Origin of the sequence: Solibaculum mannosilyticum, from assembly GCF_015140235.1 — a bacterium.
GTDB classification, from domain to species: domain Bacteria; phylum Bacillota; class Clostridia; order Oscillospirales; family Acutalibacteraceae; genus Solibaculum; species Solibaculum mannosilyticum.
On sequence record NZ_AP023321.1, the window covers coordinates 831769 to 851598 of the forward strand.

The following is a 19830-nucleotide window of genomic DNA, read 5'->3' on the forward strand; positions in this document are numbered from 1 at the left end:
GGAGGGATCCCAGAGCGGGGGAAAATAGATGATTATTCCACCGACTTTAGGGATTCCACCATATCGATTTTTTTGAGTTTAAAGTAGAAGGCGAAATTGACCACCGCGATAAATAGGAGGGTCAACACAGCCGACAAAATAAAGCAGTAGGGGGCGATATCCGGTGAGAACATGACGGCATCAACCTCAGCGGTCTGTATGACGAACCGTTCAAAGAAGATCCCCAAGACAAGCCCTGCCGCCACACCGATCAGGGAGGAGATGATGTTTTCGCGGTAGATGTAGGCCGACACCTCCCGGTCATAGAATCCGAGAACCTTGATGGTGGCCAGCTCACGGATACGTTCATTGACGTTGATGTTGGTGAGGTTGTAGAGCACGATGATAGCCAAGGCGCCGGCGGACAGGATCAATACCCAGACGATGCTGTTGAGACTGCTGATGGTGTCGTTAAAGCTGTCGTTAATGTCGGAGGAGTAGGAGACGCCGAGGACGTTGTCATAGGTCATCAGGATGTTGGAGACATTCGTCTGATCGGCTCCTTCCGCCAGGTGGAAGAGCATCATATTGTAAGAAGGCTCCTCTCCGAACAGCTCATTGTAAAGAGTGGGGGTCATGTAGATATAGTGCATCGCGTAGTTTTCCGTGATGCCTGATACTGTCGTAGGGAGGGGCCGCCCATCGGCTTTTGTCAGGGTGACGGAATCGCCTACCCCGACGCTCAGCATCTTAGCCAGCTTTTCCGTCAGGATGACGCCGTCGTCGGAAAGGGAGAGGGCTTGATGTCCCACCCGTTCCTGAAGGGAGACATAGCCTGAAAAATCCTCTGTAGACTGCGGGACAAACAGGGTGGCGCTTTTGACTGTTTTACCGTTGGTGATGTCCATCTCCCGCTGGAGGACCGGAGAACAATTCTCAACACCGTCGGTGGACGACATTTCTTCCTGAAGCGTACCGACATCCTGGGATGTAATACCGTCGTCCATCGCGGCAATGCCGTCGTAGAGGAAGATGGACCCGAATTGTTTTGGGGCAATGGAAGCAATGGAATTCTGCAATCCAAAACCCGTGAGCATCAAGGCAGTACAACCGGCAATACTGATGACCGTCATAAGGATGCGTTTCTTATACCGGAAGAGATTGCGCAACGTGACCTTATAGATAAAACTGAGCCTGGACCATAGGAAAGTAACTCGTTCCAACAAAACGCGTTTGCCGGATTTAGGGGCACGAGGCCGCATCAGTTGGGCGGGATAAGCCAGAAGCTCCTTGTAGCAGGAGGCTAGGGTGGAAAGGCCGGTGCAGGCCACGGCGGCCAAGGTGCACCAAAGGGCGTAGTCCCAATGAATGGGAGTCAAGGGATCGGGCATGTTGTAGAGGATGCGGTAGGCCCCGATGATGATGCGGGGAAAGAGCTGGAACCCAACTGCCAGACCAATGACACTGCCCAGGAAGCTGGCTGATACGGCATAAAAGAGGTATTTGGACATAATAACCCGACGGGAATATCCCAAAGCCTTCATCGTGCCAATCTGGGTGCGATGTTCTTCGACCATACGGGTCATAGTGGTCAGACATACCAGAGCGGCGACCAGGATAAAAAATACAGGGAATACCGCCGCTACGGCATCGACCTTCTGAGCATCTTCCTCATAGCTGGAGTAACCGGGATTGTTGGTTCGATCCCATACATACCAAGTAGGCTCGGTTAGATCGTCCAACTGACGTTCACCATCTTCAATTTGCTTGCGTGCGTCGGCTAATTGTTGATCGGATTCCGCCTTGCCTGAATCGTACTCAGACTTGGCTTGGGCAAGAGACGCATCACCCTCTTCCAGCTTTTGCTTCGAATCATCCAATTCTTTTTGACCATTTTTTTTCTCCGATTCAAAGACTTCTTTCTGAGAAGCCAGCTCGGCAGCGCCTTCATCCAATTGTTTGCGGGAATCCTCTAGTTTTTGTTTGGCCTCATCCAACTGCTTTTTGGTATCCTCAAGCTGGTTGCGGGCGTCCTGAATGCCGCTTTGCAGGGAGTCAAGGCCATGATATCCTTCCTCCAGCTGCTGGCTTTGGGAGGTAAGCTCTGCATCCATAGAAGACAAGACTGAATCAGCTTGTTTTTTAATCAGCTGTTTGGCAACATTCTGTACCCCATCGGAAGGATCCAATGTCACATATTGGGTTAAAACGCCCTCTAGCGAAGTTCCGTCTGGGAGAGTCCCTTCCGGGATAACGCTGCTGAGCGACTCAATTTGAGCTAAAGTTTGGACTAAGTCCTCCGGCAGAGCATTGGGATCAGGGACATAAGTCGTTTCATAATCGGTGAGTACCTGAGAAACCAGTTGGAGCAACAATGTGGCGTCGTCCAGCTTCTGCTGGCCTTCGGCTAGCTGCTGCTCGAGCTGTTCGGCTTGATATTCGTACCGGCCGATTTGTTCCCATGCTGCCGGCAGCTGCTGATCATACTGAGCCTGTCCCTCCTGATACTGTTTAAGCCCTTCCTGATATTGGGCTTCACCGTCCTCTATTTGCTGTTCGGCTTGGTCAATCTGAGTCTGCCCCTCGGAGATCTTTGTGTTGAATTCCTCCACACCGGCGTAATATGCTGCCCATCCGTCATCCAGTTCTTTTTGAGCGTCTTCAATCTTCTGCCAGGCGTCTCCTAATTCAGTGGCCTGCTGTTCTTCTCCGTCGGCCAATTCTTGTTTGGCATTGTCTACCTCCTGTTTTGCCTCACTGTAAAGCTCATCATACCGCTCCTTCGACCGAGTATCGGCCAGGGTTTCCATCTCCTGAGATGCAGCATCCACAGCGTCGTCGTAAGGTGATTCAAAGGGGGATAATCCTTCTGTGGAATCCAGGGTGAGATAGACGTCGGTGTACACGTCCAGGACAAAATCCTCTTCCGGCACCATAATAAAGGCGTCGATGCTGCCGTCGCCGAGGAGGGTGTTGCCCCGTTCAAAATTGATGTAGGAAGGGGAATTGACGATACCGACAATGGTGTATGTATCGGTGGAAAGAGTATCGCTCAGGGGGGTATCGTTGCCCGAACGAAGGGTGATGGTATTTCCCAAAGTAAACGAACTGGGCGCATGCATACCATAGTCTACCACGCATTCCCCTGATTTTTCAGGCAGTCGCCCCTCTACCAAGAGCGGCTGGTTCAAATTATTGGGATCATCGGTGTTACTGACATCCTGGGGGAGGGATAGCACCTTTAAAACCGTACCGGAATCCTGATCATCCCCCTCCATAACGTCCACCGAATAGGACGGCATAAATCCACGGATGCCGTCTGTTTGCCGGATGGCATTTAAATCATCGTCGTTAAACCCGAAGGTGGACAGTAGGTGAAGATCAGAAAGCTGCGTACTGTCATAATACTGGGTGGCGCTTAGGATCATATCCGGACAACTGGATTTGACGCCGGCGAAAAAACCGGTGCCGATGGCCACAATGGCTAAGATGGATAAAAAACGATTGCGTGTTTTCCAGATCTCACGGAGCGCCTCTTTTACAATGGCGGAACGTCTTTTCATAAAAGCGAAAAACCTCGATTCTACCGTGTGGTAAAAGTCACCATTCGATCTGGTCGACTGGAGTGGGATTGGAGTTGAGGATGATATCCTGCACTTTGCTGTTTTTAAGTTTGATCACCCGATCCGCCATAGCGGTGAGGGCGAGGTTATGGGTGATGACAATGACCGTCATATGGCTTTTGCGGCAGGTATCCTGCAACAATTTCAAAACGCTTTTGCCGGTGTTGTAATCCAAAGCGCCGGTGGGTTCGTCGCACAAAAGCAGTTTGGGGCGTTTGGCCAGGGCGCGGGCGATGGATACCCGCTGCTGTTCGCCTCCCGAAAGCTGGGCCGGGAAATTATCCATACGATCCTCTAATCCAACATCCCTCAGGGCCTGGGCGGCATCCATGGGCTCTTTGCAGATTTGAGTGGCCAATTCCACATTTTCCCGGGCGGTGAGGTTGGGGACTAAATTATAAAACTGAAAGACAAAACCGATGTCATACCGGCGGTATTCGGTCAACTGACGGGCGTTAAAACCGCTGATATCCCGGCCGTCCACCGAAATGATGCCGCCGTCACAGTGATCCATGCCCCCCAGGATGTTTAAAACAGTGGTTTTACCGGCGCCGCTGGGGCCGACGATTACGGCAAATTCACCTTTTTCAATGTCAAAAGAAATGTGGTCGGAAGCGGTGATGGTGACCTCTCCCATTTTGTACTGTTTTACCACGTCCTTGAGATGGACAAAACTACTCATAGGCAAGCTCCTTTACAGCAAACTAAAAAATAATAAAATCACATTCTGGCGTCAATATCCTGGAGCATCAGGATCAAAAACCGGCGCAGTACGGCGTGCAGTGTATCGGCATCCCCCTCAAAGCGGTTGAGGATGTGGAACACCCCGTGAACCATGGACACCGCCAATGTCTCCGCCAAAAGGGACTGGTCGGAACCGGGGGAGAGGTAGGGCATCAGTTCATCTGAGATACGGCGGGCAGCGATGTCCACCACATGGGAACGGATGTGCTCATAGGGGGACCCTTCACTTCCCTGCATTAAAATGCGAAATTGGGTGCGGTTGCACAAAAAAATATGGGCGATGGCATCGGTCATCTGCTCGATGGTGGGAAGAGAGATGGTCTTCCCCTTGGAGATGCTGAAGATCAGGTCGTCCAACTGTTGGACTGTAGGTCCGATGATGTGGTCAAACAAATCCTGTTTGCCTCCGAAGTAGGCGTAAATGTTGCCGGGCGTGATGTGAGCACGCTGGGCGATCCGCCGCATGGAGGATTTCTGATAGCCGTACTGTGTAAACTCAGAGGTAGCGGCGTCCACGATACGGGCCCGCACTTCATCTTTCTGTTTTTGCATTATTAAACACCTGTTCATTTTTCATGTGTATTTCATTATAAAAGATAGCATTCTAAATTACAAGAGACATAATGTAAATTACACCAAAAAACTGACGAATTTATGGCAGATAAAACCAAGCAAATTGCTAATTATTGACAAAAAACCGGGGCGGTAATATAATAGAACAAAATGGAAACAATACGGACAAACTGTCATAAAAGATTTCAGATCATAGACTGCATCAGGCTGTAAGACGCTTGATTGTCCCATGCAGAATTCGTTTGAAATCAGGATAAGGGGATAGAAGTAGATGGCGAAAATCGCAGTAATTGGTTCGGGATATGTGGGGCTTGTTTCAGGGGCAGTGTTGTCCGACTTTGGTCACAGCGTCATGTGTGTGGACGTGGATCAAAAGAAGATTGAGTCGCTGAAAAAGGGCGTTATTCCGATTTATGAGCCGGGCTTGGATGCCATTGTGGAAAAGAACATGCAGATGGAAAACCTGCATTTCTCCACCGATATCCAGTCGGCGATCGAGGACAATGACATTATCTTTATCGCAGTCGGGACGCCGCCCAAGGATGACGGCAGTGCCGATTTGCAGTATGTGTTGTCGGTGGCCGAGGATATCGCCACCCATATGCAGGGGTATAAGGTAATTGTGGATAAATCCACCGTGCCGGTGGGCACCGGCCAAAAGGTCAAGAGGACGGTGCGGGAAATTCTGGATAAGCGCGGTGTGGATTATGAATTTGACGTGGTGTCCAATCCGGAATTTTTGCGGGAAGGATCGGCGGTATACGACTTCTCCAACCCCGAACGCGTGGTGTTGGGGACCGAAAGTCAACGGGCATTGGATGCCATGATTGAAGTGTATCGTGTGTTGTATCTCAATGAGACGCCTTTCGTCACCACCAACATCGAGACGGCTGAAATGATCAAATACGCCTCCAACGCGTTTTTGGCCATGAAGATCACTTACATCAACGAAATCGCCAACCTGTGCGAAAAGGTGGGGGCCAACGTCCAGAACGTAGCCAAGGGAATGGGCATGGACGACCGGATCGGCAACAAGTTTTTAAATGCAGGACCGGGATACGGCGGAAGCTGTTTCCCAAAGGATACCAAGGCGCTGGCCACCATCGCCAGGGAGCATGACGAGCATCTTACCCTCATCGAGACCACCATCCAGGCCAATGAACGCCAGAAGCTGCGCATGGTGGATAAGATCTGCGCAGCTATGGGGGATTTGTCCGGCAAAGTGATCGGCGTGCTGGGCCTGACCTTTAAGCCGAATACCGACGATATGCGGGAAGCGCCGTCGCTGGTGATCTTGCCGGAGCTTGTAAAGAGAGGGGCCATCATCCGGGCCTTTGACCCGGAAGGCACCAAAGAAGGCGGATGGCGGTTTGAAGACATCGAGCAGCATATGACCTTCTGCGACGACGAATACTGTGTATCCCAGGAGGCGGATGCAGTTGTGTTGCTCACCGAATGGAACCAATTCCGCAGCCTGGACTTTGACCGTCTGAAGGCGGGGATGAAGGACAATTATTTCTTTGACCTGCGCAATGTTTATGAGAAATGCATGCTGGAAAAGCATGGTTTCCGTTACTATGCCGTGGGCCGGTGAGGAGGATAGGATGAAAGTTCAACTGCCAAAGGCATCGGATGCCATTTTAGTCACAGGAGGGGCCGGATTCATCGGATTCCACCTGAGCAAAAAGCTTTTGGAATGCGGCAATCGAGTGGTTGGGTTTGACAATTGCAATGATTATTACGACCCTGCCCTCAAGGAGGCCCGTCTTGCTGTTTTAAAGGGGTACCCCAATTATCAATTTGTCAAAGGGGACTTGGCCGATAAGCAGGCTTTGGAGACTGTGTTTCAGCAGCATGCACCCAAAGTTGTGGTCAATTTAGCGGCACAGGCCGGTGTGCGATACAGCATCGATCATCCGGATTGTTATATCCAATCCAATTTGGTGGGATTTTTCAATGTTTTAGAGTGCTGCCGTCACTATCCGGTGGATCACTTGGTGTATGCCTCCTCCAGTTCTGTATACGGCGCCAATAAAAAGGTCCCCTTTTCCACAGAGGACCAGGTAGATCACCCGGTCAGTCTGTATGCCGCTACTAAAAAATCCAATGAGCTGATGGCTTATACCTATAGCCATCTTTACCACATTCCGTCGACTGGACTGCGGTTCTTTACGGTATACGGCCCTTATGGCCGTCCGGATATGGCTTATTTTTCCTTTACCAAAGCCATTTTAGCTGGAAAGCCCATCCGCGTGTTTAACCACGGGGACATGTACCGGGACTTCACCTACATTGACGACATTGTAGACGGAGTCATGAGACTGTTGTGCCGTCCGCCCAAGCCGGATGAAAACGATGCGCCCCATAAGGTGTACAACATCGGCAACAATAAGCCGGAGAAATTGATGGATTTTATTGGGACACTGGAAAAATGTCTGGGCAAGGAAGCGGTCAAGCAGTTTGAGCCCATGCAGCCAGGGGACGTCTACCGCACCTATGCGGATGTAGACGATCTGGTGCGGGACATCGGATTCTGTCCCAGCACGTCCATCCAAGACGGCCTCAGTCGTTTTGTGGAGTGGTACCGTTCGTTTTACCCGGATCAAAAATAAAATTGAGCTGTTGCGAAAGGATTGGTCCTAAAAACAGGATCGATCCTTTCTTTTTGGAAAAAAGATTTGCATGCAGAGCATTCACAGGGTACAATGAAAAAAAGAAAGTTCGTTTGCCGGTAAGCTGGCGCAATATAGAAAAGGACGATTCCCAAAAAAGAGGGAGGATCTATCACATGAAAGAAACATTTCCTTTTGTAACAGCCATCGTGGTGGCGGCAGGAGGTTCCACCCGTATGGGAGGAGAGGTTTCCAAGCAACTGCTCCCCATCGCCGGGATGCCAGTCATTGGCCGGACGCTCTCAGCCTTTGAAGCGGCCGGATGCATTGACGACGTGGTGGTAGTGGCCCGGGAAGAGGATCTGCTGGACATTTACGATATCATCCGTTCTTTTGGATTTGAGAAGGTAAGTCAAGTGGTGCGGGGAGGCGCTACCCGTCAGCAATCGGTGGCTATGGGAGTACAGAATGCCCGTCCGGAGACTACCCATCTGGCCATTCACGACGGCGCCCGTCCGCTGGTAAGCGTCCAGGTGATCGGGGATGTGGTGGCTTGTGCGCTGGAACATCGGGCGGCTGCCACGGGTGTGCGGGTCAAGGACACGCTCAAGCAAGTGTCGGACGCCGGTGTTATCGAATATACCCCGGACCGCAGCCATTTATGGATGGTTCATACCCCCCAGGTATTTGAAAAGAGATTGTATCAAAGGGCTATGGATGCGGCCCAGGAAGCCCGTGAGGATTTTACCGACGATTGCCAGTTGGTGGAACGCATGGGCGGCATTCCGGTGCACATGTACGAGGGCAGCTATGAAAACATCAAGATCACCACGCCGGAAGATCTGCCGATTGCAGAGGCATTGCTGTTAAGACGTCAGCAGGAAGGGGATTTGTAATGCGTATTGGACATGGATATGACGTACATCGTCTGGTAGAAGGACGGCCACTGATCGTGGGAGGGGTTGAGATCCCTTATGAGAAGGGACTGTTGGGGCATTCGGATGCCGATGTGCTGTTGCATGCCATAGCCGACGCCTTGCTGGGCTCCGTGGGACTGGGGGATATTGGACTTCATTTTCCGGATACCGACGCCCGGTTTAAGGATGCCGACAGTTCTCTGCTGCTGGAGCATGTGGTACAATTGCTTCGCGAGAGAAAGTATCGGGTAGGCAATATAGACGCCACCATTGTGGCCCAGCGTCCCAAAATGCGGCCCTATATCCAGCAGATGCGGGACAATGTGGCAAAGATCTGCGGTGTGGAAGCCGATCAGGTCAACATCAAAGCCACCACGGAGGAGGGCCTGGGCTTTACCGGACGTGGAGAAGCCATAGCCGCTCACGCCGTCTGTCTGGTAGAGGGGATGAACTAAGGAGAGAGGAAATTGGTCATTTGGAATCACCTGTGCATATACTGATATAAAAAACGAGGTGATTGCAAATGGAACTGCCAATGCTTATCATATATTCGATCACGCACGCCTTCCAAGGCCGGGATTTATTGAGACAAATGGGAATTCGGGCCTATGTCAAGCGCACCCCTAGGACCATCGATCCCTCCGGATGCAGCTACAGTATAGAGGTTTATCCAGAGGACATCGACCGGGCCGAACAGATTTTGCGCAGTGCAAAAATCCGGGTAACCGGACGGCATATGGGGGAGAGCGACACGTGATTTATCTAGACAACGCGGCCACGACCTGGCCAAAACCGCCCTGTGTTTTAAAAGCCATGACAAAGGCTTTGGAGGAATTTGGGGCCAATCCAGGACGAAGCGGACATCAAATGTCCATGGACACCGCGGAGGCCATCTATGAATGCCGCCGGGAAGCGGCGTCCTTTTTTGGTGCTCCTTCGCCGGACGATGTGGCTTTTACCATCAACTGCACCCATGCCGTGAACCTGGCCCTCAAAGGGATCTTAAAGCCGGGGGATCATGTGGTGACCTCCAATCTGGAACATAATGCCATGATGCGTCCATTGGAAGCATTACGCCGTAAAGGGATTTCTTATACAGCCGCGAAAGTGGAGCCCGGGGACGATGACCAGACCATCCGGAATTTTGAAGAGGCCATCCGGCCCAACACCAAAATGATCGCCTCCATGCACGCCTCTAATGTATTTGGCGTGCGCCTTCCCATAGAACGGTTGGGGGAACTGGCTAAAAAACGCGGGCTGTTTTTTTTGGTGGACGCCGCTCAGACGGCAGGTATTCTGCCCATCCATATGCAGGAGATGGGCATTGACTTTCTATGTATCCCCGGCCACAAAGGGCTTTACGGCCCCATGGGTACGGGTATGCTGGTCACCGACTGTGGGGAGAAGCTGGACACCTTGTTGGAAGGAGGGACCGGCAGCCGTTCGGTGGAGCTGACACAGCCCCTCTATATGCCCGACCGGTTGGAAAGCGGTACCGTAAACACCCCAGGCATTGTGGCATTGCATGCCGGTATCCAGTTTGTCGAAGAACAGGGGATGGACGGCATCTTACAGCACGAAACCGAACTCATGCAGCGCTTTTACGACGCAATATGCGATCAGAAAGAGGTACAATTTTATACACCCCGTCCCGACGGTATTCACATCCTGCCGGTAGTCAGCTTCAATTTAGGGGATCTGCCCAGCACCGAAGCCGCTCGTTACTACGATGAAGCCGAAGTAGCCCTGCGTCCGGGACTGCATTGTGCCCCCTGTGCGCACCGGGCCTTCGGAACCTTGGAGCAAGGGACCATGCGCCTTTGTCCGTCTATTTTCACAACCCAGGATGAGGTAGATGAGGTAATAAATAGTACCCTAAAAATCATAAACAAATTATGAAATTACTTTGCAAGCCATAGGAAGTATGATACAATAAGAATAGAAAATATTAATCCATCCGGAGATTTTTGACCGGTGAAGGAAGCGTTTAAATGGCGGAATTTTTTCAATCAATCGGCAGCTTTTTTGAAGCGCTTTTTCATGCCATCGGCGGCGATATCGGTATTTTATCCAGTATCCTGGACATCGCCATCGTGGCCGTTATTATTTATAATGTAATAAAGATCGTGCGCGAAACCCGGGCAGGTACCTTGGTCAAAGGAATGCTGATCCTGGGCGTTTGCTATGTGTTGGCCTTTTATCTGAAATTACAGACCCTTACCTTTATTTTGGATAACCTGTCAAAGGTACTGGTGTTCGGCTTGATTGTCATTTTCCAGCCGGAGATCCGCCGTGCACTGGAGCAGTTAGGTCGAACCCGGCTCAATAAGATCAAGATTTTGGGTGTGGGAGGCGTTCTCAGCGAGGAGGACGTTATGCAGCGCGTCCAGAGGACCATTGATGCGGTATGCAAGTCTGTGAAGGTTCTCCAGGGCCAGCGCATGGGAGCGCTCATCGTTTTTGAACGGGATATCAAACTGGTGGACATCGTCAAAACCGGCACGGTTATCAACGCCGAGGCAAGTCCAGAACTGATCGGCAATATCTTTTTTGTCAAAGCCCCTCTCCACGACGGCGCTATGATTATCCGGGACGGATATGTGTGCGCTGCGGGATGTATTTTACCCCTGTCGCAAAACAGTGAGATCAGCAGTGAATTGGGCACCCGGCACCGAGCTGCCCTAGGTATGAGTGAAAATTCCGATGCAGTAGTGGTGGTGGTTTCAGAGGAGACCACCGCCATCTCCATCGCATACAAGGGCTTTTTGATGCGGGACGTATCCATCGATGTGCTGAAAGAGACGTTGCAAAAGCGTCTGATTCACGATGTGGTCGGGGATGGGACATCTGAAAAATCGCCCTTCTGGAAGGGGAGATCCAAATGAAGATGACACAGATTCAGTCGGCGATCCGAAAGGTCCGCCGCTTTTTCCATAAGCTCAATCTAGGCAAATTGTTTTATAACAATCGTTTTGTGTTTTTCTTTTCCATTATCGCCTCCATCTGTCTATGGATCGGTGTAGTATTTGTGGTTTCTCCCAATACGACCACAACCTTTTACGATGTGGAAGTATCGGTATCCCTAACCGAGGAACAAATTGAACGGGGCATTCAGGTGGTGGATCACCAAGAGCTGAAATTGGACAAGGTGGTGCTGACAGGAGGCCGTCTGGATGTAGCAAAGGTAAATAAGAGCGATATTAAAGTAACAGCCAGCGCTGAGTATGTGGAAAATCCAGGGACGTATCCCTTAACTTGTACGGTAAGAGCGCCAGACGGGGTCACAGTGTTTTCCTATGAGCCTTTAGAGATGTACGTTCAGTTTGACCGCGTGGTTACTAAGACATTTACTGTTGAGCCCAATACCTCCCGTGTCAAGGCGGCTGAAGGATATGCAAAAAACAATATGATTCTGCCGGCGGCCGATAGAGAAGTCACTGTCAGTGGGACAGAGACGCTTATCAACCAGGTGGAAAAGGTGGAAGCATATTGTGATGAAGTCACCGATCTGCAAGAAACCGCACCCATTGATGCGAGAATCCGTGTGTTGGATTCCCAGGGAAATGAAATCGAGGGTTTGGAACCGGATATTACACAAACACAGGTGACGGTCAGCGTAATCAAACAGAAGTCGGTGCCATTGACGGTTAAATTCAGCAATGTGCCGTCCTATTATGAATCGTCTCAGCTCAGTTATACCATTCAACCCGCCAATACTATATTAGTGGGCGGGGCTCCAGCTGATATCGATGCCCTGCAGGAAATTGCAGTAGGGATCATTGATTTTAGAAAGATTACAAAGAAAAACCATGAGTTCGACTTTGACCTAGAAGATTTCCTTTCCTCCGATTTTACCAATTATGACGATACTATTTTTACCAGCGTCACAGTGGATATTGATGTATCAAATATGGTGGAAAAGACGGTTACCATCCATAACTTCATGGCGGCCAATACACCGGAAGGTGTCACAGCATCTTTTGCAGAACAAGAGGTCACAGGAGTGCGAATTATCGGACCGAGAGAAGTGGTCAATCGCATCCAGGGCAGCGATTCCATTGTAGGCGTAGTAGATCTAAAAGGTCAGGATCCGTCGCCAGGGCAGATGCAACAGAATATCAGTTGGATCGAAGTGGATGGAATAGGCGGATGTTGGGTTATCAGTGATTCTCCCGCTATGTTGACTTTTTCTTAAACAGGGCGTTATAGTGAAATAAAAAAAGACCAGTCTCATTCAAAATGAGGCTGGTCTTTTTTTATTTATGTTTTTGGAACCATCGATGGAGTTTACGCAAAGGCCGCCAGAAAGGAACATTTAACATGAAATCATCTGGAACAAGCCGATAAGGGGGAACAGATGATTCCGTCGAAGCTATTGACTCTATTTTTCTTTTTTCTTCAGCCCAAGACTCCGATGAAAGGACGTGTTCTTTAGACGGGGAAAGAGGGAATATCTTGGTCGCTGGAAGAGGATGATTGTAAGTTCTGGCGAAAGGTTTCGGCCTGGGTGGCCGCATCCTCCAGACACTGATAGATATTTCCCAGCTGGGTTTCAAACTCAGCGGTAATGCTGCGGATGCGATCCCGAACAGCGTCTAAATTACTCCGCAAAGAATGAACCCCATCCATCACCGACTGAGCGGTCTGAACAGCTCCATCCGTAAAAGCGGCAGCTTCCTGACGGGCTTTTTCTCGGATACGTTGGGCATCCTGATGTGCATCCAACAAAGCAGCGCCCACTTGGGCACAAGCCTCGTCGTATTTGGAGGCATTGCTTTCCAAGGTAGACATCCGATTGACCAACTGTCGATTTTTCTCCTGTTCTAAGGCCAGAGAACGGGCGCTTTGTTCTTTATCCGCGCGAACCGATTTTAGTTCCCGCTCCAAAGAACGATGCTCTTGGAGAAGCTGTTCTCTCGCATCTCGTTCCGACTCCAATTGCTCCTCCAGATCAGAGATACGCTGTTCGAAGGTGGCGACTTTATCGCTCAGTTCCTGGCGGGACTGAGTCAAATCCTGGATCTGCTGATTGAGATCCTGCTGAGTAGCCAAAGCACTCTGATTGAGATGATCGATATATTGCAGCACTTCATCCCGATCAAAGCCGCCGAAGGCCACTGTTTTTATCGTTACGTTTTCATTCACGGTTAACAGCTCCTTATGGTAGGATACACACTATCTCCAGTATAACAGATGCGATGAAAGAACACAAGAAGGATTACTGGCCTTTGCCAATATAACTGCGCACGCGGAATTTTGTACCAGCCTTCTGAGCCAATTTACGGCAGGCTTCGATCTCCTCAGCGGGGATGGTATCCACAACAGTCAAGGTTACCGATGGGATGACTTTAGCAGCCCGGGCGGCAAAATCCAGCATAGCTGAATGGGCGTCCAGCCCAAACTGAGAATGGCAGATGCGGTCGTATTCCTCCGGGGTGGAACAATTGAGGCTGATGGACAAAGCATCCACATGACCTTTGAGTTTTTCGACTGTATCACAACCATACTCCAAGTCAGACAAGCCGTTTGTATTGATACGGATCGGGACATCACAATGCGCATGAAGCCAATCGCATACAGCGATGACGTCATCCAACCGGCAAGTCGGCTCCCCATATCCGCAAAAGACGATCTCCGGGAATTGGGACAAATCCCTCGTTGAGAGATCGGCGATGACCTCTTCCACAGTGGGTTCCCGTTCCAGCCAGAGGGAATCGGCGTCGCCCAAGGCATCGGTGTTGGTACGCACGCAGAAGTCACATCGATTGGTGCAGCGGTTTGTCATATTGATGTAAAGAGAACCTTCAAAGATATAAGAAATGGTCATGCCATAAGAGCCTCCTTTGGGATGTTAAAAAGCTGCAATGTGTTTTGACAGGCGATGTTGACCAACTCCTGAACGTCGCACTGACGAATTTCCGCAATACGATTGGCTGTAGTTGCGATCATGGAAGAATCACATCGTTTGCCGCGGTAGGGGACCGGGGCCATATAAGGGCAATCGGTCTCCAACAAGAGACGGTCTATGGGGACCTCCCGCGCGACATTCACTGGATGCCGCGCATTTTTGAAGGTTACAGCACCACCTAACCCGATGTACATACCCAGCTTTACCGTTTCCTGCATCAGCTCCACACTGCCCGAGAAGCAATGTACCACCCCTTTGGGACGATATTTTTTTAAAAGCTCTAATGTGTCTGCATGGGCCTCCCGGTCGTGGATAATGACAGGTAAATCCAGCTCACGAGCGAGCTCCAACTGCTGGGCAAACCGCTCCTGTTGCAGCGGACGGGGGGAGAAGTCATAGTGATAATCGAGGCCGATTTCTCCGATGGATACCACCTTCGGCAGCCCTGCCAGTTTTTTCACCTGCTTGAGATAATCCTCCGGAGCCTCAGCCACTTCGTGAGGATGAACGCCCACAGCGGCAAACACAAAGGGATACCGGAAAGCCAAATCCAAGCATTTTTTAGAGGTATCCAAATCAGACCCGGCGGTGATAACGCCCTTTACGCCTTTGGCGGGAAGAGAACACAACAGTTCATCTCGATCGATGTCAAAGGCATCGTCGTCGTAATGAGAATGAGAATCAAAAATACCCTGTATCATAAAAGCACCTTTATCGGATTTCAGAGCCGGCAGGGACGTCGTCATCCAGGAATAAGACGTGGGCGCTGTCACCCACTGTAGCGGCCAAGATCATTCCTTCGCTGACCACGCCGCGCAATTTGGCCGGTTTCAGATTGGCTACCACCGCCACTGTTTTGCCGACCATCTGGTCGGGAGTATACCATTGGGCGATGCCGGATACCACCTGACGTCCACCCATACCGTCGTCCAATTGCAGCTTTAAAAGTTTATCCGACTTAGGAACAGGTTCACAGCTGATGATCTTAGCGGCACGCAGCTGGACTTTTGCAAAATCGTCAATAGAAATGATACCATCAGGAGCGGTCTTGGATGTCTCTTTTTGTTTTTTCTCCGCTTTAGGAGCCACCTCTGCTTTTGCATCACTGCCGGTATGGACACCGGTTAAAGCCTCCAGCTCGGCGATCTCTTTGGCCATATCGATACGCGGGAAGAGGTTTTCACCCTTATGGAAGGTGGTTTGAGCAGGCAGCAACCCCCACTGACCAGCTTTATCCCAGCAAAGATCCTTTTCGCCCAGGCCCAATGTGGCCAAGATTTTGGGAGAAGTGCTGGGCATAAAGGGAGTGATGAGGATAGCCGCAATGCGGATGCATTCAGCCAGGTTGTAAAGGACGGTAGCCAACCGAGCTTTTTTAGCTTCGTCTTTGGCCAAGGCCCAAGGCATGGTCTCGTCGATGTATTTATTGGTGCGGGAGATGAGCTTCCAAATTTCATTCAGAGCGTTGGAGAACTGCATCTGATCCATGAAATTCTCTACATTTTTGCGGGTTTCCAATGCTAAGGACTTGAGTTCGTCGTCCAATGCATCTTCTTCCCGGTCGGCAGGGAGGGTACCGCCAAAGTAACGGTCGGCCATGCCGCAGGTCCGGGAGACAAGGTTGCCCAGATCGTTTGCCAAGTCGGCATTGATGCGGGAGACCAGGGCTTCGTTTGTAAAATTACCATCCATGCCGAAGGGGATCTCGCGCAGCAGGAAGTAACGGATGGCATCCACGCCGTAGCGGTTGCACAATACCACAGGATCTACTACGTTTCCTTTGGATTTGGACATTTTGCCGCCGCCGATGACCAGCCAACCGTGACCGAAGACCTTTTTCGGGAGGGGAAGCCCCAAGGCCATCAGGATTGCCGGCCAGATGATGGTATGGAACCGGACGATCTCTTTGCCCACCAGATGGATGTTGGCCGGCCAATATTTCTGATACAGGGAATCGTCGTCCGAACCGTATCCCATGGCGGTGATGTAGTTGGAAAGGGCATCGATCCACACATATACCACATGCTTAGGATCAAAGTCCACCGGCACGCCCCAGCTGAAGGAGGTGCGGGAGACACACAGATCCTCCAATCCCGGCTTGATAAAGTTGTTGATCATCTCATTTTCACGGGATTTAGGCTCGATAAAGCCGGGGTGATCCTTGTAATACTGCACCAACCGGTCGGCGTACTTGGAGAGACGGAAGAAATACGCCTCTTCTTCCGAACGCACCACTTCCCGGCCGCAATCCGGACATTTGCCGTCTTTAAGCTGGGTCTCGGTCCAGAAGGATTCACACGGGGTACAGTACCAGCCCTCGTAATGGGATTTATAGATATCGCCCTTTTCATAAAGGGTACGGAAGATTTTTTGAACAGCTTGTTCATGATAATCGTCGGTGGTGCGGATAAACCTGTCGTTTGAGATGTTGAAAAGCCGCCACAGCTCCTTGATACCGGCCACAATATCGTCCACATATTGCTTGGGGGTGACGCCCTTTGCCTGGGCTTTTTGTTCGATTTTCTGGCCGTGCTCATCGGTGCCGGTGAGGAACATCACGTCATACCCCTGCATTCGTTTGTACCGGGCCATGGCATCGGCGGCCACGGTGCAGTAAGCATGCCCAATGTGCAGCTTGTCGGACGGGTAATAAATGGGGGTAGTGATGTAAAAGGTGTCTTTTTTCATGATGTGTCCTCCTCTATAAAATTGCCTGAAAATCAGGCAAGGTTTTCTCAGCTTTCGTCTGAAAAACACCATATATACTTCTATTATACCATGTTTGCCTTGAATTTCAATACGATTCCCAAGGACTGTACCCTTGGCTTTCCCACAGATTCTCATAAGAAAACTTTTCGACAAACAATCACACAATCCGAGGTTCTGCCGTATGATTGTAATAAGGATGGAGACATCCCCAAAACCCCAAATGGAAAGAAGGGGATCGGTTGAAAAGAGGTGTCGCTCTGTCGGGGGACGGCATCGCAGGAGCGGCAGCCGTCGGGGTGCTGACGGCGCTGCAAGAACTGGGGATACCGTTGGATGCGCTGTCGGGATGTGGGTCGGCGGCGTTACCGGCCGTGTTATATTGTACGAAAAAACAAGAGGACGATTGTAAGGCTTGTCTGGACACGGCCCATCGTCTTATGCAGAAAAATCCGAGGTTTCGGACGCTCCGCCGGGGATACCGCACACTGAGGCAGCAGCTGGACCGGTGTGAGGCTTTGGACATCCAGGGATTAAAGATACCTTGTGCGGTGGTGCAGACGGCGGGGGGAGGGAAAAAGTCATACATCGCCGCCCCTCTTCCTGCAATGGATTGCCCGGAACTGTCGGTTTCTCCCGATGCGGATTTAGCGGAGCTCTTATACAAGGGCCTGCGGGGAAGAGGAAAAAGACAGTCGGACCTGCGGGAGTTATCCGCACGTCTCACGTGGCCGCTGATGCAGATGGGCGTCGAACGGGTTTTGACAGTTCGAGCGTTGGATCCGGATGCTTCCAATCAGCCGATGGATGCAAAACGAAGCAATGTGCTGGAAATCCTGGTATCTCCTAATGAGGCAAGGTGTGCTGAGGATTGGAAGAAAGCCGGATATCAAGCCGTCATTTCCCGACAGATGGAAGTTTACGACTGGGCATTCTTTGCCCCGGCCTGTACATAGTACGTAGAGTACCAGCTAGGGGAGCTGCCCGGTATACGACATAGTCAAAACAAAAGGATTAAAATTTCGTAAATAACGGCTTGACAAGAAAAGGCCACCTATTTATAATGTATAGTGCTTGCTCGGAGGGCAAATCATTCAGAGGAAATGATGAGCCGGATAAGGCACGGATTGAAAGATCCGCACCTTATCCGGCTTTTTATTATGAAAAAAACGGAGGGAAAACACGATGGGTAAAACACACAATCTGACGGAAGGCAAAATTTTAGGATCTCTTATTCGTTTTGCCGTTCCTGTATTTTTTACGTTATTTCTGCAAGCTCTCTATGGAGGCGTCGACCTGCTGGTGGTAGGCCAATTTGCTAATACAACGGATGTATCCGGCGTGGCCACCGGGAGTATGCTTTTGTCGACGGTGACCATGATTATCACTGGCTTGTCGATGGGGATTACCATCCTAGTGGGGGAAAGAATCGGCAAAAGGGATCCGGAAGAGGCCGGACGAGCGATAGGAAGTGGAATTTGTCTGTTTGCAGTATTTGCCGTATTGCTGACGCTTTTTATGACATGTGGGGCGGAAATTCTGGCAAAGCTCCTGCATGCACCGGATGAAGCGTTTTCAGAGACGGTGACGTACATCAGAATATGCGGAGGCGGATCGCTGTTTATCGTCGCCTATAACGTGTTAGGCGCGATCTTCCGCGGGATCGGTGACTCCAAAACCCCGTTGATCACCGTAATGATTGCCTGTGTGATCAACATCGGAGGGGACTTATTGCTTGTAGCGGTCTTTCATATGGGGACTGCCGGGGCGGCGCTTGCCACCGTAGCGGCCCAGGCGATAAGCGTAGTCGTTTCCTTTGTCATCATCCGCAGGAAAACGCTGCCGTTTCATTTTTCGAAACGTTACGTCCGGTTTACCAAGTCCATCGTCGGTACGGAACTGAGGTTAGGAGCTCCTGTGGCGCTTCAGGAACTCCTCGTAGGCATCTCATTTCTGGTGATTCAGACGGTGGTCAATTCCTTTGGCGTAGTGGCTTCTGCCGGAATAGGCGTAGGGGAAAAGGTATGCGTCTTTATTATGCTGGTGCCGTCTGCCTATATGCAGTCCATGTCCGCCTTTGTGGCGCAAAACATGGGGGCCGGTAATCCGGCAAGAGCCAAGAAAGCGCTGTGGTACGGCGTCATAACAGCTTTTGCAGTCGGACTCGTCATGTTTTATATCACATTTTTCCATGGGGATCTTTTATCGTCGATCTTTGCAAAGGATTTGGATGTCATTGCAGCTTCCCACAGTTATCTGAAAGCCTATGCCATTGATTGTATGCTGACTCCATTCCTATTCTGCTTTACAGGTTACTACAACGGCTGTGAAAAGACGTTGTTTGTGATGATACAGGGTATCATCGGGGCATTTTTTGTGAGGATTCCCATTGTCTATATGGTGAGCCGTATGGCGGGGGCCACATTGTTCCAGATCGGTTTGGGGACGCCCGCATCAAGTCTTGTACAGATTGTCTTGTGTTTGGGGATGTTTATCCATCTGGAGAAGAAGTCAAGAAAAAGAGTCTTGTTGGCTGAGATAGAATAAAGTCAAATGAAATTCCAAAAATACGGGCGATACATTTTATTGTATGGCCCGTATTTTTTATGGATGTTTTATGTTAAGAATCAATAAAATGGATTCTTATTTTTAAAGAACTCTATTTTTACGGTAAAATGCATAAATACAGTGCGGATATTCCTGACAATAAGTCAAGATATGTGTTGTAAGCGATATTAAATGACAAAAAATTGTAGTTTTTACATTGA

The 19830-nt window shown here is 50.3% G+C and carries 17 protein-coding genes; 10 read left to right on the forward strand and 7 right to left on the reverse strand.

The features are described from left to right. Positions 1-32 precede the first annotated feature (32 nt). From C12CBH8_RS03950 to C12CBH8_RS03960, 3 genes are read right to left on the reverse strand one after another with little or no spacing between them, the layout of a single operon-like run. A complete protein-coding gene (locus C12CBH8_RS03950; protein WP_215533587.1) occupies positions 33-3542 on the reverse strand; it encodes an FtsX-like permease family protein in 3510 nt (1169 codons plus the stop codon). A gap of 37 nt (positions 3543-3579) precedes the next feature. Beyond that, complete coding sequence (locus C12CBH8_RS03955; RefSeq protein WP_090266556.1) at positions 3580-4284, reverse strand: ABC transporter ATP-binding protein; 705 nt, start codon at positions 4282-4284, stop codon at positions 3580-3582. A gap of 38 nt (positions 4285-4322) precedes the next feature. Beyond that, positions 4323-4898 carry a TetR/AcrR family transcriptional regulator gene (locus C12CBH8_RS03960; protein WP_215533588.1) on the reverse strand — a complete coding sequence of 192 codons (576 nt, stop codon included), beginning with the start codon at positions 4896-4898 and terminating at the stop codon, positions 4323-4325. Between the two features lie 292 nt (positions 4899-5190). Here C12CBH8_RS03960 and C12CBH8_RS03965 point away from each other — a divergent pair, with 292 nt between their 5' ends. The 8 genes from C12CBH8_RS03965 to C12CBH8_RS04000 all read left to right on the forward strand — a co-directional run bounded on the left by C12CBH8_RS03965 (position 5191) and on the right by C12CBH8_RS04000 (position 12643). Beyond that, complete coding sequence (locus C12CBH8_RS03965; RefSeq protein WP_215533589.1) at positions 5191-6513, forward strand: UDP-glucose dehydrogenase family protein; 1323 nt, start codon at positions 5191-5193, stop codon at positions 6511-6513. Positions 6514-6523: 10 nt separating this feature from the next. Next, complete coding sequence (locus C12CBH8_RS03970; protein ID WP_215533590.1) at positions 6524-7531, forward strand: NAD-dependent epimerase; 1008 nt, start codon at positions 6524-6526, stop codon at positions 7529-7531. A gap of 176 nt (positions 7532-7707) precedes the next feature. Then, on the forward strand, positions 7708-8427 hold the full coding sequence (ispD, locus tag C12CBH8_RS03975) for a 2-C-methyl-D-erythritol 4-phosphate cytidylyltransferase (protein ID WP_215533591.1): 720 nt from the start codon (positions 7708-7710) through the stop codon (positions 8425-8427). Beyond that, the gene (gene ispF / locus C12CBH8_RS03980) at positions 8427-8903 is read left to right on the forward strand and encodes a 2-C-methyl-D-erythritol 2,4-cyclodiphosphate synthase (protein ID WP_215533592.1); all 477 of its coding nucleotides are present in this window, start codon (positions 8427-8429) and stop codon (positions 8901-8903) included. The genes ispD and ispF overlap by 1 nt, the downstream gene beginning before the upstream one ends. Positions 8904-8983: 80 nt before the next feature. Then, positions 8984-9205 carry a putative Se/S carrier protein gene (locus C12CBH8_RS03985; protein WP_281389223.1) on the forward strand — a complete coding sequence of 74 codons (222 nt, stop codon included), beginning with the start codon at positions 8984-8986 and terminating at the stop codon, positions 9203-9205. Then, complete coding sequence (locus tag C12CBH8_RS03990; RefSeq protein ID WP_215533594.1) at positions 9202-10347, forward strand: aminotransferase class V-fold PLP-dependent enzyme; 1146 nt, start codon at positions 9202-9204, stop codon at positions 10345-10347. Before C12CBH8_RS03985 ends, C12CBH8_RS03990 begins: the two co-directional genes overlap by 4 nt. A gap of 92 nt (positions 10348-10439) precedes the next feature. Beyond that, complete coding sequence (gene cdaA / locus C12CBH8_RS03995; RefSeq protein WP_099323429.1) at positions 10440-11333, forward strand: diadenylate cyclase CdaA; 894 nt, start codon at positions 10440-10442, stop codon at positions 11331-11333. Then, positions 11330-12643 (forward strand): CdaR family protein, encoded by a 1314-nt coding sequence (locus C12CBH8_RS04000; protein ID WP_215533595.1) that lies wholly within the window; start codon positions 11330-11332, stop codon positions 12641-12643. The genes cdaA and C12CBH8_RS04000 overlap by 4 nt, the downstream gene beginning before the upstream one ends. Positions 12644-12879: 236 nt before the next feature. On the opposite strand, the gene C12CBH8_RS04005 is transcribed toward C12CBH8_RS04000, so the two are convergent. From C12CBH8_RS04005 to metG, 4 genes are all read right to left on the reverse strand, one after another. Continuing rightward, positions 12880-13593, reverse strand: a complete 714-nt coding sequence (locus tag C12CBH8_RS04005; RefSeq protein ID WP_090266525.1) for a hypothetical protein — start codon at positions 13591-13593, stop codon at positions 12880-12882. Positions 13594-13666: 73 nt separating this feature from the next. Continuing rightward, the gene (locus C12CBH8_RS04010; protein WP_099323427.1) at positions 13667-14275 is read right to left on the reverse strand and encodes a TatD family nuclease-associated radical SAM protein; all 609 of its coding nucleotides are present in this window, start codon (positions 14273-14275) and stop codon (positions 13667-13669) included. After that, positions 14272-15057 (reverse strand): TatD family hydrolase, encoded by a 786-nt coding sequence (locus C12CBH8_RS04015; RefSeq protein ID WP_090266803.1) that lies wholly within the window; start codon positions 15055-15057, stop codon positions 14272-14274. The genes C12CBH8_RS04010 and C12CBH8_RS04015 overlap by 4 nt, the downstream gene beginning before the upstream one ends. Before the next feature lie 10 nt (positions 15058-15067). Beyond that, positions 15068-17044, reverse strand: a complete 1977-nt coding sequence (gene metG / locus C12CBH8_RS04020; RefSeq protein WP_215533596.1) for a methionine--tRNA ligase — start codon at positions 17042-17044, stop codon at positions 15068-15070. A gap of 260 nt (positions 17045-17304) precedes the next feature. Here metG and C12CBH8_RS04025 point away from each other — a divergent pair, with 260 nt between their 5' ends. Further along, positions 17305-18018: a patatin-like phospholipase domain-containing protein gene (locus tag C12CBH8_RS04025; RefSeq protein ID WP_215533597.1), complete on the forward strand. Its 714-nt coding sequence runs from the start codon at positions 17305-17307 to the stop codon at positions 18016-18018. 229 nt (positions 18019-18247) lie between these two features. Then, a complete protein-coding gene (locus C12CBH8_RS04030; RefSeq protein ID WP_090266518.1) occupies positions 18248-19609 on the forward strand; it encodes an MATE family efflux transporter in 1362 nt (453 codons plus the stop codon). The last annotated feature ends 221 nt before the right edge of the window (positions 19610-19830 follow it).

What these genes read in the sequence shown, in the direction of transcription:
- C12CBH8_RS03950 (WP_215533587.1), bottom strand. Translation starts at nt 3,542, where the DNA reads ATGAAAAGACGTTCCGCCATTGTAAAAGAGGCGCTCCGTGAGATCTGG.
- C12CBH8_RS03955 (WP_090266556.1), bottom strand. Translation starts at nt 4,284, where the DNA reads ATGAGTAGTTTTGTCCATCTCAAGGACGTGGTAAAACAGTACAAAATG.
- C12CBH8_RS03960 (WP_215533588.1), bottom strand. Translation starts at nt 4,898, where the DNA reads ATGCAAAAACAGAAAGATGAAGTGCGGGCCCGTATCGTGGACGCCGCT.
- C12CBH8_RS03965 (WP_215533589.1), top strand. Translation starts at nt 5,191, where the DNA reads ATGGCGAAAATCGCAGTAATTGGTTCGGGATATGTGGGGCTTGTTTCA.
- C12CBH8_RS03970 (WP_215533590.1), top strand. Translation starts at nt 6,524, where the DNA reads ATGAAAGTTCAACTGCCAAAGGCATCGGATGCCATTTTAGTCACAGGA.
- ispD (WP_215533591.1), top strand. Translation starts at nt 7,708, where the DNA reads ATGAAAGAAACATTTCCTTTTGTAACAGCCATCGTGGTGGCGGCAGGA.
- ispF (WP_215533592.1), top strand. Translation starts at nt 8,427, where the DNA reads ATGCGTATTGGACATGGATATGACGTACATCGTCTGGTAGAAGGACGG.
- C12CBH8_RS03985 (WP_281389223.1), top strand. Translation starts at nt 8,984, where the DNA reads ATGCTTATCATATATTCGATCACGCACGCCTTCCAAGGCCGGGATTTA.
- cdaA (WP_099323429.1), top strand. Translation starts at nt 10,440, where the DNA reads ATGGCGGAATTTTTTCAATCAATCGGCAGCTTTTTTGAAGCGCTTTTT.
- C12CBH8_RS04000 (WP_215533595.1), top strand. Translation starts at nt 11,330, where the DNA reads ATGAAGATGACACAGATTCAGTCGGCGATCCGAAAGGTCCGCCGCTTT.
- C12CBH8_RS04010 (WP_099323427.1), bottom strand. Translation starts at nt 14,275, where the DNA reads ATGACCATTTCTTATATCTTTGAAGGTTCTCTTTACATCAATATGACA.
- C12CBH8_RS04015 (WP_090266803.1), bottom strand. Translation starts at nt 15,057, where the DNA reads ATGATACAGGGTATTTTTGATTCTCATTCTCATTACGACGACGATGCC.
- metG (WP_215533596.1), bottom strand. Translation starts at nt 17,044, where the DNA reads ATGAAAAAAGACACCTTTTACATCACTACCCCCATTTATTACCCGTCC.
- C12CBH8_RS04030 (WP_090266518.1), top strand. Translation starts at nt 18,248, where the DNA reads ATGGGTAAAACACACAATCTGACGGAAGGCAAAATTTTAGGATCTCTT.